Origin of the sequence: Flavobacterium sp. YO64 (genome assembly GCF_004119505.1) — a bacterium.
Classification (GTDB): Bacteria; Bacteroidota; Bacteroidia; order Flavobacteriales; family Flavobacteriaceae; genus Flavobacterium; species Flavobacterium oncorhynchi.
This window is the reverse complement of the sequence record NZ_NRQV01000008.1, coordinates 70,656-85,354: the sequence shown is the minus strand read 5'-3', so window position 1 is coordinate 85,354 and position 14,699 is coordinate 70,656. Positions and strand designations below refer to the sequence as shown.

Annotated in this window: 9 protein-coding genes; 7 read left to right on the top strand and 2 right to left on the bottom strand. The window is 34.3% G+C overall.

Features of this window, described 5'->3' with window-relative positions; all coding sequences use genetic code 11:
* Window positions 1-85: 85 nt before the first annotated feature.
* From BOW57_RS07660 to BOW57_RS07630, 7 genes are all read left to right on the top strand, one after another.
* The gene (locus BOW57_RS07660) at window positions 86-1,945 is read left to right on the top strand and encodes an alpha-1,3-galactosidase B (protein WP_129053629.1); all 1,860 of its coding nucleotides are present in this window, start codon (window positions 86-88) and stop codon (window positions 1,943-1,945) included.
* 112 nt (window positions 1,946-2,057) lie between these two features.
* A complete protein-coding gene (locus BOW57_RS07655; protein ID WP_129053628.1) occupies window positions 2,058-3,098 on the top strand; it encodes a substrate-binding domain-containing protein in 1,041 nt (346 codons plus the stop codon).
* A 799-nt stretch (window positions 3,099-3,897) separates the two neighbouring features.
* Window positions 3,898-6,981, top strand: a complete 3,084-nt coding sequence (locus tag BOW57_RS07650) for a TonB-dependent receptor (protein ID WP_129053627.1) — start codon at window positions 3,898-3,900, stop codon at window positions 6,979-6,981.
* Window positions 6,982-6,990: 9 nt separating this feature from the next.
* Complete coding sequence (locus BOW57_RS07645) at window positions 6,991-8,688, top strand: RagB/SusD family nutrient uptake outer membrane protein (RefSeq protein WP_129053626.1); 1,698 nt, start codon at window positions 6,991-6,993, stop codon at window positions 8,686-8,688.
* 91 nt (window positions 8,689-8,779) lie between these two features.
* Entirely contained in the window at window positions 8,780-10,096 is a 1,317-nt protein-coding gene (locus BOW57_RS07640) for a DUF3472 domain-containing protein (protein ID WP_129053625.1), read from the top strand.
* A gap of 115 nt (window positions 10,097-10,211) precedes the next feature.
* The gene (locus tag BOW57_RS07635) at window positions 10,212-11,567 is read left to right on the top strand and encodes a Gfo/Idh/MocA family protein (RefSeq protein ID WP_241686538.1); all 1,356 of its coding nucleotides are present in this window, start codon (window positions 10,212-10,214) and stop codon (window positions 11,565-11,567) included.
* Between the two features lie 86 nt (window positions 11,568-11,653).
* Entirely contained in the window at window positions 11,654-13,513 is a 1,860-nt protein-coding gene (locus tag BOW57_RS07630; RefSeq protein ID WP_129053624.1) for a beta-galactosidase family protein, read from the top strand.
* A gap of 60 nt (window positions 13,514-13,573) precedes the next feature.
* On the opposite strand, the gene BOW57_RS07625 is transcribed toward BOW57_RS07630, so the two are convergent.
* Both BOW57_RS07625 and BOW57_RS07620 read right to left on the bottom strand, forming a co-directional pair.
* Window positions 13,574-13,975: an OsmC family protein gene (locus BOW57_RS07625; RefSeq protein WP_129053623.1), complete on the bottom strand. Its 402-nt coding sequence runs from the start codon at window positions 13,973-13,975 to the stop codon at window positions 13,574-13,576.
* Window positions 13,976-14,034: 59 nt separating this feature from the next.
* The gene (locus tag BOW57_RS07620; protein WP_129053622.1) at window positions 14,035-14,628 is read right to left on the bottom strand and encodes a 5'-methylthioadenosine/S-adenosylhomocysteine nucleosidase; all 594 of its coding nucleotides are present in this window, start codon (window positions 14,626-14,628) and stop codon (window positions 14,035-14,037) included.
* Between the last annotated feature and the right edge of the window lie 71 nt (window positions 14,629-14,699).

Here is a 14,699-nt window from a genome sequence, read left to right as displayed (position 1 = left end):
GTAAATCTGTTATTAAATTTAAAAAAACTGAAGATATCGTTAAAACATTTAATGACACGGATTTTGAAATAAAGTAAAATAAAACATGCATAAACTTTTTCTAACTTACGCCTTATTCTCTATAATAACCATTTGTACCGCCCAAAATAAAGTCAAAAAAATAAATGTAAAAGACCATGGTATTACAGCTGGCACTAAAGAAAATCTAACCTCAAAAGTCAACAAACTTATTGAAGGATTAGGCAGCGAGCCCGTAGAAATTATTTTCCCAAAAGGCCGATATGATTTTTACCCAGATGCCAATTATTATAGAACTTACTACGAAAGTAATACTTACGATGCAGCTGTTAGAAAACTTGCAATTCTTATAAAAGACAAAAAAAACATAACCATCAATGCACAGCAGTCAGATTTTGTTTATCATGAGCATATACAACCCTTTACTTTAGACAATGCTGAAAATATTACGATTAAAAATGTAAATATCGATTGGGATGTTCCTTTAACTTCCGAGGCTGAAATTATAGAAGCCGATGAGAATCATATCGTTATGAAGATTGATATTATGCAATCTCCATACAAAATTCATGAAAAAGGATTAACGTTTGTGGGCGAAAATGCCAATGAAAATTGGGCATTGTCTGGAGGTTCTTGGTTAATTGAATTTGATAAAAACCACATAATTCCTGCAAATACAGGCGATAATGGTTGCGTGAAAGGGGATTTAAAAAATGTAAAATACAGCGAGATTAAACCCGGATTGGTACTCATGCAGGGAAAATTTACAAAAACGCCTGCAGTTGGAAATTTTCTTATACTAAGACACGGTACTAGGGATCATGCCGGAATGTTTTTATTTCACAGCAAAAACACCAAATTAGAGAATATCAATGTTTATCATACTTCTGGTTTAGGTATTTTGTCTCAATATTGCGAAAATATCGAAATGCGAAACGTAAACATGATTCCGAACCCGCATAAAAACCGCTATTTAAGCGGTCACGATGATGGATTACATTTTATGGGATGCAAAGGAGAAATTGTAATTGATAATTGCGATGCACAGGGTTTAATGGACGATCCTATTAATATTCACGGAACTTATGTTCCGGTAATACAAAAAATTGATGACTATGCTGTAAAATGTAAATTTGGTCAAGATATGTCGCACGGATTACTGTGGGCTGTTCCAAATGATAAAGTTGGTTTTATCCAAAAGAAAGAAATGGGAACTTTAGCCTATGGCACTGTTTCAAGTTTTGAATCATTAGATGTGGATCATTTCATTATTAGATTTAAAGAAAAAATCCCAAATGATCTTGATACTGGTTTTGTTTTGGAAAACCTAAGCTGGACGCCTAATACTACTATCACGAACTGTTTTGTTGGCAGTAATCGAGCTCGAGGTTATCTAATCTCAACTCCAGGAAAAGTAATTATCGAAAATAATATTTTTGAAACCAGCGGTTCAGCAATTCTTATCGCAGGCGACGCTAATTATTGGTACGAAAGTGGTGCCGTAAAAGACATTACCATTAAAAACAATGAATTTAGATATCCTTGTAATTCATCTTATTATCAATTCTGTGAAGCCATTATCAGTATTTATCCTGAAATTCCGCAGCCAAATGCAGCACAGCCTTTTCATAAAAACATAAAAATAGAAAGCAATAGTTTTAATCCGTCAGACTACCCTATTCTATACGCCGTATCTGTAGATGGATTAAGCTTTAAAAACAATACTATTAAACGCAGTTTTGCATTTACACCTTGGTATCCAGAAAAGTACAATTTTAGAATTGAGGCCTGCAAAAATGTAGAAATCAGCGGTAACAAAATAGGAAAAGAGGTTTTAGGAAAAAATATTCTTCTAAAAGGGATGAAACGTGAAGAGTTAAACTTAAAGAATACCGAATTGAGTGTTGAAATCGCAAAATCAATTTAAAATTTCATAACCACATTTAAAATAAAACAAACCATTCGGTTAGCTATAATTTAATGCACTTATTAAATTAATTAATAGACGAATAAACGTATCGTTTTTATACAACAATTTTATGGATAGAAAACATACTATTAAGGATATCGCTAAGATGGCAGGAGTTTCAAAAGGAACTGTTGACAGAGTATTGCACAAGCGCGGAAAAGTTTCGCCGCTTGCTCTTGAAAAAGTAAATGAAGTATTAAACGTAATTAATTACGAGCCCAATCTTATTGCCCGAAATTTAAAAAACAATAAAGTTTATCATATTTGCATTCTTCTTCCCGATCCTAAAATAGATCCATATTGGCTTCCTTGTTTAAAAGGAATTAAAGAAGCTGCACAGGAATTTAAAGCCTACAATTTACTTATTGAGACTTTTTATTTTAATCCTGAAAAAACAAAATCATTTTTGAGTATCAATGAAACTATTATCGAGAAATCACCTGATGCCGTTTTATTGGCTCCACTTTTTCATAAAGAAACACTTGATGCAATAAAAAAATACGAATCCTTAAATATTATTGTAAATACATTTAATAATCAGGTCGAATCGGCTGCTGTGAAGAATTTTGTTGGACAAGATTTGTATCGAAGCGGTCGTGTAGCTGCAAAACTATTAAACACAATTCTTGATAAAGGACACATTGCGATTATACATATTGACGAAACCTACAAAAATGCTATTCACATGCAGGAAAAAGAAAGAGGATTCAAATCCTTTTTCAGTCAGAAAAATAATTTAGAATATAAGATTACTACATTAAAACTAAAAAACCCAAATCTAGAAGTTACTCTAAAAAACTTCATCGACGAAAATCCTGACTTATCAGGCGTTTTTATAACTACTTCTAAAGCGTATCAAGTTTCTAAGATTATCAGTAAAATTAAGGATAAAAGAATACGCATGATAGGCTATGATTTAGTTGATGAAAACGTAACCAATTTGAATCAGGGAGTAATTGATTTCCTAATTCATCAAAATCAAAAAAGGCAAGTTTATTTAGGCATTATATACCTTATAGAGCATTTTCTGTTCCGTAAAGAAACTCCTGCAGTAACATTATTGCCAATTGATATAATTAATTCTGAAAATGCTGATTTTTACCGCGCATAATTTTCAATCAATCTTTCTTGTTCCTTATTCTTTTTTAATTACTTCACATAGCGATCTATTTTAGTATCAATCGATCTAAAATATACTATTCAATTTCAAATTATCAGATTAAAAAAAACAGGCTGAAAACTTTCAAAAAATCATGCCTTATTTTAGTAAAGTTTCAACTCCAAATAGAAAAGAAATCAGGTCATTTTTTAAACTCTAAAATTTAGAAAATATGCTCTATTTTATCTTTCTAAAAAGCTGTTGACATTCAAACTTTTATTTTTGAATTAACCTCAGTTTCAGATTCTTTTTTACCTGTATCAGAAACCCTAATTATGCAAAAAACCGCATAATTCAAACTATTAAAAAATTTAATTTATTACCAGACTTTTTGATCCATAATTGCGATATTCTCATAAATACAAACAACTATTTTTCATTTTTTAAATATTAAATATTCAGACTGAAAATCTGACTAAAATGAAGAACTCACCTTGAAAGCAATTTTCTTAAAAATATCGTATCTATTTAAGTCAAAAAAAACAGTTTGCACAATTTTATGTGCTCGAGAACACAAATATCGTGTGTTCGAGCACATTTTTTTGTGTTTTTTCTTGGTTAATAAAAATATAATCGATAGTTTCGTCAAATAATAAAGTTTTTAAGCGATTTTTTTCGCCTTTTTTTGATCTATTTAAGCCTCTTTTTAGTTAGTAAAAACCAAAAAAAATAAAGACTAAAAAACTTAAAAAATTAAAATAAAAACGACCAGACAAAAAACACATTTAGTAACCAAAACCAAATCAAGAGTATGAAGAAGGTATTCTCAAAAAAACCTGAAAATTTCAGGTTGCATACTGTACTTGAAAAAACTTTAAAAACAACATTATTATCTCTGTTGTCCTTAAGCTTTCAAATTACAACTGCGACACCTGCAAAAGAAATTTCGACAAATGAAACCAGTTTCCTGGCATTTCAAAAAATTGTAAAAGGTAAAGTTGTAGATGAAAAAGGAATTCCTGTTCCCGGAGTAAATGTTAATATAAAAGGCACTACAAAAGGAGTGCAAACCGATATGGATGGAAGTTTTGCCATCGAAGTTCCTAATGACAGCGCTATTTTGGTCTTTACCTTTATGGGAATGCAAGATCAGGAAGTTCCAGCTGGAAACGGTATTCTGAAAATTGTTATGAAAGAAGCCGGACAGCAAATGGATGAAGTTGTTGTTGTAGGATACAGCAAAGTAAAAAAAGAAAGTTTGACAGGTTCTTTGCAAACTTTAAACAATAAAAAAATTGTCGACGTTACGACACCAAATGTTGAAAACATGCTTGCTGGTAAAGCAACTGGTGTTTATGTAAACACTGGAGGCGGACAGCCTGGAGCGCCAGCCAAGATAGTTATTAGAGGTAAAACAACCGTCAATGGAAGTACAGATCCTTTATGGGTGATTGATGGTGTTATCGTGGGGAATAGCTCTGCCAATATGAATCCAGCTGATATTGAAACCTTGACGGTTCTTAAAGATGCCGCTTCTACTGCTGTATACGGATCACAAGGTGCAAATGGTGTAATTGTAGTAACTACAAAAAGTGGAAAAGCAGGTAAACCTGTAATCAATTTTTCTGCAAAAACAGCCATGACAACCTTAAACAACGGAAATTTCAAAATCATGAATGGTGCTGAATTGTATGACTTATACGATTCGTTTGCCAACAAAGAAACTTTTCAAAACGTTTGGTGGTGGAATCCTGAGCTAAGAAACAAAAACTATGACTGGTGGGATAATGCAACCCGTACTGGTATTGCAGAAGACTACAACTTGTCATTCAGCGGCGGAGGAGAAAACTTCAAAAGCTATGTTTCTCTAGGTCTTTATAATGAAACTGGTGCTGTTAAAGGCTATGATTACAAGAAATACAATGGCCTTATGAAGTTTGAGTACAAACCAAGCAGTTGGTTCACACTTCGTCCGCAAGTAAACTTAACTAGAGAAACTACTTACGATCAGCAGCATTCTGTTGGTGCATTATATGGAAATATGCCATGGGACAGCCCGTATTTACCAGACGGTACTTTGGTAGGAAACGCTCCAAACCCGACTTGGGTTAACACTACAGGTTCAAACTACTTGTACGATTTACAATGGAATTATGGAGAATCTGAATTGTATACAGTAAGAACCAATCTTGATTTTGATATTAAATTTACAAACTGGCTGACTTTCGCCTCTGTAAATAATTTCATTTTTGGAAATTCAAACTCATCTTATTACACAGATCCAAGATCATCTAATGGTGAAGCTGTAAAAGGAAGAATCGAAGATAATTTTGATACTTATAATAGAATCTACACCAATCAATTATTAAAATTTAATAAATCATTTGGTAACCATTCTATCAATGCTGTTGCAGGTTATGAGTGGAATGAATACAACCGAAAATTCAGCCAAGCAATTGCAACAGGAATTCCTCCTGGAATTGTAGCTCCAGATGCTGCTGCGGTTCCTGAAAAAGTAGCGGGCGGAAGATCACAATGGGCAGTACAATCATTGTTATCAAATGTAAATTACTCTTATGACAATCGTTATTTAGCACAAGTATCTTTCCGTCGTGATGGTGCGTCAAACTTTGGAAAAAATGCACAATATGGTAACTTCTACTCTATTAGTGCAGGATGGAACATTCATAATGAAGCTTTCTTTAATGCAGATTACATCAATAATTTAAAACTTAGAGCTAGTTATGGTTCAGTAGGTAATCGTCCTAATAGTTTATATCCTCACTTACCATTATATTCTTTCTCTAAAAACAGTTATAATGAAAGTCCTGGAGCCTTAATCTCGCAATTAGCAAATCCTGATTTAAGCTGGGAAAAAACATTTACCGGCGGTGTTGGTCTTGATGTAAGCTTCTTTAAGCGAGTAAATCTTACTTTTGATTATTACAACAAAAACACTTCTGATTTGTTGTACCAAGTACCGCTTCCAGGGGTAATTGGAGTTACCAGTATTTGGAGAAACGTAGGTGCAGTAAACAACAGAGGTTTTGAAGCTTCTCTTAACGTAGACATTATTAAAAATGAAAACTTTAACTGGTCTGTAGATGCCAACATTGGTACTAATAAAAACAAGGTAACAAAACTTTACGGAGACAAACAGGAAATCATTGTAGGTGACGGAAGTGGTGTTGCAGGTTCTGCAAACAAATTATTAAAACCAGGAAATGATGTTGACAGCTGGTATGTAACGGAGTGGGCAGGTGTTAATCCTGAAAACGGAAAACCACAATGGTACACTACTGATGCCGCTGGCGAACGTGTAAAAACGAGCAACTATGGTGAAGCTTCTAAATACAGAAAAGTAATGGGAACTTACACTCCTGACTTTTTTGGAGGATTCTCTACAAGTTTAAGCTATAAGAAATTTGATTTTGCAGCTATTTTCAGTTATTCTGTTGGAGGTCAAATCTACAATTATGCGAGAGCAGAGTTTGACTCAGATGGTGCTTATAATGACAGAAACCAAATGAATCTTCACAGTGGATGGAGCCGTTGGGAAAAACCAGGAGATATTGCAACACATCCGCAGGCTCTTTATGATAACAACAGCCAATCAAACAAAGCATCATCACGTTTCTTAGAAACGGGTACATACTTAAAAATGAGAAGCGTCACTTTTGGATACAACATGCCAATAGAAAGCCTTAATATTTCAAATTTAAGATTGTACATCGCTGGAGAGAATTTATTTACCATCAGCCATTATTCTGGAGTAGATCCTGAACTGCCTCCTACATACAATGATGCAACAAAGCAATATTCTATTACAGGTGTAGCAACACAAGTATATCCTTCAACACGCAAAATTGTACTAGGACTTAACGTAACTCTATAAAACAAAATCATGAAAAAAATATTTATATTATGTATGGCAATTAGTTTTCTGTCCTCATGTGAGTTAGACAGAGAACCCTTTAATGCATACACAAAAGACAAAATTGAAGAAGATAAAGTAGCAGCAGTAGCCGTATTATTAAACGGTTGTTACGCACAATTAAAAGGATGGTCTGATGTTATGCATCGTGTTGGAGAATATCCTGGCGACAACATCATGATTAGAGGAACATCTACAGATTCTTTCTACTCTTTTATTTCGTATCAACACATTCCAGATAATGATCGTTTATCTGTTTTTTGGAACAATAGTTATAAGATTATTTCGCAATCAAGTGATTTGATTAAAATGATTACAGAAGGTGAAAGTGCAACTGTAAATCAACAACTAGGTGAAGCTTATTACTTAAGAGGTATGATTTATTTTTACTTATGCCGTACTTATGGAAGACCTTATTCTCAATCGCCTGAAACTAATTTAGGTGTGCCAATTGTAAATGGGTTGCCAGCAGATTTAATTAATCTTGTATTACCAGATAGATCAACTGTAAAAGATACTTATGCTCAAGCAATCAGCGATCTAAAAAAAGCAGAATCTTTAATGACTGTTGACAAATCTGCAGCTTATGCAACAAAAGAAGCCGCTCAGGCAATGCTTTCAAGAGTATACTTATATATGAGTGGTACTTATGAAAATCCAAATCAAGATTATGCAACGCAATCTATAGAATATGCTAACAAAGTAATTGCTAGTGGAAAGTATAAATTATTGAGCCGTGAAAGTTTCATGAAATCCAATACTTATGCACCAGATTCTGATGAACAAACCGAAACTATTTTTGCTGTTAAACGTGTAGCATCAGAGTTTTCAGGTTACGATCACTATTACGGAATTGGCGGTATGTATGCAAACATTCAAGGTCAAGGATGGGGAGAAATGTACGCTAGTGCAAAATACTTGGATTTATTAAGAAAATCAGGTTTAAAGAAAGATGCTCGTTGGGCTTTTATTGACCCGCAATACGATACAGACGATGCTGGAAATAAAACTCAAGCATTCCGTTTTATCTACGACATTAAAAATACAAGCGGCACTCAAACTGGTTACAACTATATGCAGCAGCCTCTTAAAACAAATTCTAATGGTTCATATTATATCACAATCGGAAGTACAAATTACAACTTAACCGTAGTAAATGCAGCCGAAAATCAATATTCAATTGTGTACGAAGGAAAAACGTATACAGGAGAAAAGGATTATATGATGTTGTTAAACAGAGTTTATCCTATGTACTATGTTACAAAATGTTCTTTGCAAAATAATGATTCTCACCTATACTCTCCTTCTATTTCAAAATTAGATGAATTGTATTTGAATATGGCAGAAGCTTATGTTAAAAAAGGAGATTACAACAGTGCATTGACAAACTTAAACATTATCCGTTCTAGATCAATCGTTGGTGGTGGTTACAGCTCATTAGATAATACAAACGCTGTACAGCGCGTCGATGAAGAGCGTCAATTAGAATTAGCTTTTGAAGCACACCGTGGTTATGATGTTTATAGAAACGGACAAACTATGACACGTCATTATCCAGGACCTCATTTACCAATGGTCGACTGGCCGGCTTCTAGCCCAAGAGTAGTACAATACATTCCGCAGTCAGAAATAAATGCTTACCCAGGAACACTTACTCAAAACCCATAATTGTTTAGAATTGTTTTTGTTTTTGAAGCCTCTCTAATTTGGTTCATTAGAGAGGAACTTCAAAAAAAGAAAACCTAAATTACCTATATCTATGAAAAACATATTCTGCTTAATCCTTGCTTTAGCCGCTTTTTCCTGTACAGCCAGCAACGACATTTTTGGCGAAAAAACAAGTTTAGAAAATCCAAAAACCAAAATTTCGCTGCCACTTGCCGGTAATGCTTATAGTTCTAAACATGTAGACGAAAGCAATACAATTACAGATAACGGTATTGAAAACTGGATCAATTCTGATGAATATTTCACCGCTTATTTTAGAGTATCAAAAGCAGGAACTTTTCAAATTACAATTGAAGAATCAGTGCAGGTTTTTGGAAAATCAGAACTTGAGTTTTCCATCAATAATGAAGCTAAAAGAGTAAAATTTACGACTTCAAAAAAAGCAGTTACAGCGGGAACTTGGAAAATAAACCAAGAAGGATATGTTGCAGTCAAAATAAAAGGAATCAGCAAAACAGGTGATCGTTTTCCATCAATTAGTCGTCTAACGATTTCAAGTGATGATTATGATGCAAAAATAGCTTTTGTTCCTAACAACGAAGGAAACTTCTACCATTGGGGCCGTCGTGGGCCATCTGTGCACTTAAACTATCAAGTTCCAGAAAACACGAATGCAAAATGGTATTACAACGAACTTACTGTTCCTGAAAATGAGGACAAAATTGGTTCTTATTTTATGGCAAATGGTTTTGGAGAAGGATATTTTGGAATTCAAGTAAATTCGGCTTCTGAAAGAAGAGTTTTATTCTCTGTTTGGAGTCCGTTTACCACAGATGATCCAGCCAGTATTCCTGAATCACATAAAATAAAGATGCTTAAAAAAGGTGAAAATGTACATACCGGCGAATTCGGAAACGAAGGTTCTGGAGGACAGAGTTACCTAAAATACAACTGGAAAGCAGGAACTACTTATAAATTTTTACTACAAGGATTTCCACTAAACAACAACACAACAACTTATACAGCCTACTTTTACGCACCAGAACAAGGAAAATGGCTTTTAATTGCGAGCTTTAACCGTCCGCAAACCAACACCTATTTAAAAAGATTTCATTCATTTCTAGAGAATTTTATCCCAGAACAAGGCGATTTTTCTCGTAAAGTCTTATTCAACAATCAATGGATTTGCGACGAAAAAGGAGTTTGGTTAGAAATTAATTCGGCGCGCTTTACAACCGATAATACAGGTGCTAAAGAATATCGAATGGATTTTGCAGGCGGACTTGATGCTAATTCTTTTTATTTAAAAAATGGGGGCTTTTTTAATAATTACACAACGCCAAAAACAATTTTTTCAAGACCTTTAGCAAATAAAAAGCCAGAAATAAATTTTGAAGCTTTACCCTAATCGGACTTAAAAAACACAAATACAAAAACAATAATTCCCGATAATCAGCATTTAGATTATCAATCATTTTCAAATCAAATTAATTCAAATTATGAAAACTAGTATTTTAAAATTCATGTTAGCTGCCTGTCTTTTGTTTGGATGCACAATTGCGTCGGCACAAATGATCAAAACCAAAACGCCGGCTCGTGCAAAAGGACAACAAGATGTACTGCAATTAGCAACTACTCCAATTCCAACTGTTCGTGTAGCCTTTATTGGTTTAGGAATGCGTGGTCCTGGAGCTGTAGAACGTATGACACATATACCAGGTGTCGAAATTGTAGCACTTTGCGATATGCTTGAAAAAAACACACAATCGTCTAACGAAATTTTAACTAAAGCTGGTTTTCCTAAAGCACAAGAATTTTTTGGAGATGAGAATGCATGGAGAAAAGTAACAGCATTACCAAACGTTGACTTAGTTTACATCGCTACAGATTGGAAACACCACGCACAAATTGGTGTTCAAGCAATGAAAGACGGAAAACACGTTGCTATCGAAGTTCCAGGTGCAATGACAATGAAAGAAATCTGGGATCTTATCGATACTTCAGAAAAAACACGTAAGCACTGTATGCAGCTAGAAAACTGTGTGTATGACTTCTTCGAGCTTACCACTTTAAACATGGCACAACAAGGTTTATTTGGAGAAATTCTTCATGCAGAAGGATCTTACATTCACGGATTACAACCATTTTGGGGAGAATATTGGAACAACTGGAGAATGGATTACAACATTAAACACCGTGGAGATATCTATGCTACACATGGTATGGGACCAGCTTGTCAAGCATTAAACATTCACCGTGGAGACAAAATGAATTTCTTAGTTTCTATGGATACTAAAGCAGTTGGAAATCCTGCTTATATCAAAGAAAAATCTGGAAAAGAAATTAAAGATTTTAGAAACGGTGATCACACTATGACTATGATTCGTACTGAAAACGGAAAAACAATCCAAATTCAACACGATGTTACTTCTCCTCGTCCATACAGCAGAATGTATCAGTTAAGCGGTACAAAAGGTTTTGCAAACAAATATCCATTAGAAGGATATGCTTTAGATGGTAAATCATTAAGTGATGACGTAAAACCAAATCATGAAAAATTAAACGCTCACTCATTTGTACCAGAAGATGTGAAAAAAGCATTAATGGAAAAATACAAACACCCAATTGTAAAAAATATCGAAGAAAAAGCTAAAAAAGTAGGTGGTCACGGTGGAATGGATTTCGTTATGGATTACCGTTTAATTTACTGCCTTCAAAAAGGACTTCCATTAGATATGGATGTATACGATTTAGCGGAGTGGTCTTGTTTAGGACCTTTGACAGAAATTTCTCTTGATAACGGTTCTGCACCAGTTGAAATTCCTGATTTCACACGCGGGGGATGGAATAAATTAAAAAAATTAGAATTCGCGGAATAAATTTATTGGTTAGTTAGTAGAAGCAAGAGGGCGCAATTTTATAGCGCTCTTTTGTTTATTAAAAAGATTTTTAATTACTTTGAAAAATGAAAAAAGTTTACTACACCCTCCTATTTGCCTTTTTTACACTGCTCTCTGCATCGGCACAGCAAAAACAAACTTTCGCTATAAGCGGAGGAGATTTTTTATTGAATGGAAAACCAATACAAATTCACTCAGGTGAAATGCATTATTCGCGTATTCCACAGCAATATTGGCGCCATCGTCTAAAAATGATGAAAGCTATGGGATTAAATGCCGTTGCTACTTATGTGTTTTGGAATTATCATGAAACTGCTCCTGGTGTATGGGATTTTAAAACAGGAAATAAAAACTTAGCAGAATATATAAAAACAGCTCAAGAAGAGGGATTATTTGTAATTCTTCGCCCAGGTCCGTACGTATGTGCTGAATGGGAATTTGGCGGTTACCCTTTTTTCTTGCAGAATGTACCTAATATGGTTATTCGCGGTAACAACAAAGAATATTTGGCAGCTACTAAAGCTTACTTCACACAGTTATACAATCAAGTTAAAGATTTACAAATTACCAAAGGCGGCCCTATTATCATGGTTCAGGGTGAAAACGAATTTGGTTCGTATGTTGCACAGCGAAAAGATGTTCCTTTAGAAGAACATAAAAAATACAGCGCAGCCGTATTTCAGCAATTAAAAGACCTTGGCTTTGAAGTTCCTTTTTTCACTTCAGACGGAAGCTGGTTATTTGAAGGCGGTGCATTACCAGGCGCATTACCAACTGCAAATGGAGAAAGTGATATTACAAAATTAAAAGAAGTTGTAAATAAATTTAATAATGGTCAAGGACCTTATATGGTTGCCGAGTTTTATCCAGGCTGGTTAGATCATTGGGCAGAGCCTTTCCCAACGCAAAAACCAGAGCAAACCGCTCGTCAGACTAAAAAATACCTAGACAATAAGGTTTCATTCAACTATTATATGGTTCATGGCGGCACTAATTTTGGATTCACTTCTGGTGCTAATTACGACAAAGAACACGATATTCAACCTGATATGACGTCATACGATTATGACGCTCCTATAAGTGAAGCAGGATGGGCAACTCCTAAATACAATGCTTTAAGAGAATTGCTTAAAACAAGTGAAACTCCTGCCGTTCCAGAAAAAATGCCAATTATCGAAATTCCGAAAATAGTATTAACAAAAACAGTTGATTTAGCTGATTTAAAAGCAAAAATAAGCCCAGTATACGAAGATACTCCGCAAACTTTTGAGCAATTAAATCAAGGCGATGGATACGTTTGGTACAGTAAAAAATTCACACAGCCAATCAGCGGAAAACTGGAATTAAAAGGATTACGTGATTATGCAATCGTTTACGTTAACGGAAAAAAAGTGGCCGAATTAAACCGATACTATAAAAAATACGATTGCGAAATCGAAGTTCCTTTCAATGCTACTCTAGATATTGTAGTCGAAAACATGGGACGTATTAATTATGGCTCTCAAATCAATGAAAACAACAAAGGAATTATAAGCCCTGTTATTATTAATGGTCAAACTATTACAGGCGATTGGGAAATGTACAAATTGCCTATGAGCCAAGAACCAGATTTGACAGCTTATAAAAATTCAGGTAAAATTAATCGTCCTACTTTATATCAAGGAACTTTTACACTTAGCAAAACAGGAGATACCTTTTTAGATATGCGTGATTGGGGCAAAGGAATTGTATTTGTAAACGGAATCAACATTGGCCGTTATTGGAGCGTTGGACCGCAGCAAACTTTATACCTTCCTGGATGCTGGCTTAAAAAAGGCAAAAACAATATTGTAATTTTTGAGCAAAAAAATGAGACGCTGCAAAAAGAACTTAAAAGTATAACTACTCCAATTTTAGAGGATTTAAGACCTGAAAAAGGACAATAATATACAAAAGCAAAAAAGCCATTCACAACAATGAATGGCTTTTTTTATGCGAATAAAAAATTACTTCCAGTTGAAAGTAACTCGTTTTTCAATTTCAGGATTTAAACTAAATAAAACCGGACATGTCATCGCTGCACGCTCTAGGATAGTTCTGTTTTTCTCATCAGATACACCGTTCATTTCAAAAACAATTTCGATTGCACCAATACGACGTGGTTCTGCATTCATAATTTTAGTTACTTCGGCAGTCGAATCGATTAGATCTACTTCCATATCACGAGCTTTAATTCCCATAATCGTCATCATGCAGCTTGCTAAAGCATTTGCAACAATATCTGTTGGAGAAAACGCCTCTCCTTTTCCGAAATTATCCACAGGCGCATCAGAGATAACTTCGCTTCCTGATTGCACATGTATTGATTTTGTTCTTAATTCACCTAAATAAGTTACTTTTGATGTCATAGTATTGTTTTACAATTATTTTAATTCTTTTTTTTTATGTTTTTTAGTTATTTTAGAGATTACTGATCTAATCCTAATTTAAAAAGTTTTCCATAAGCCAATGCTGCTTTATGAACCTGAACCAGCCAGTCTTCTGCTGCATTATCATCCGCGCCATCCGAAATGTATTTTAAACATAAAAACGGAATACCTTCTTTCATAGCAATAAGAGCCAATGCATAAGCTTCCATATCTACAACATTATACAAAACCTCAGAATGTCCCATTTCAAAACTATCTCCAGTTCCACAGATTCCTTCCTGTAAACCATCCATTTTTAAGCCATATTCAAAAACGGTCGGCAGACCAGAAAATGGAGTTTCGTAGAGATCATATCCTAAACCTCGAACATCCATATCTCTTTGTATAAATTTCGTACAGCAGACAATATCACCTTTCTTAAAAAAATTACTTCCGGCGGATCCAAGATTAACAATTAATGAAGGCTTTTTATGCTGCAAAACTTTCGACAATTCGTAAGCAGCATTCACCTTCCCAATTCCGGTCATAACCGTATTACATCTTTCAAAAACGTCGGCAGCTTCTGCTTTCAAAGCAAAAGAAAATAATATATCTTCTATTAAAAATGACTGTTCGTGGTTTATTTTTACCATCAATTTATTTTAATTTTTGAGATACAAAAATACCATTTTTAATCTGTCACGATAATCTATATCCCGATTCT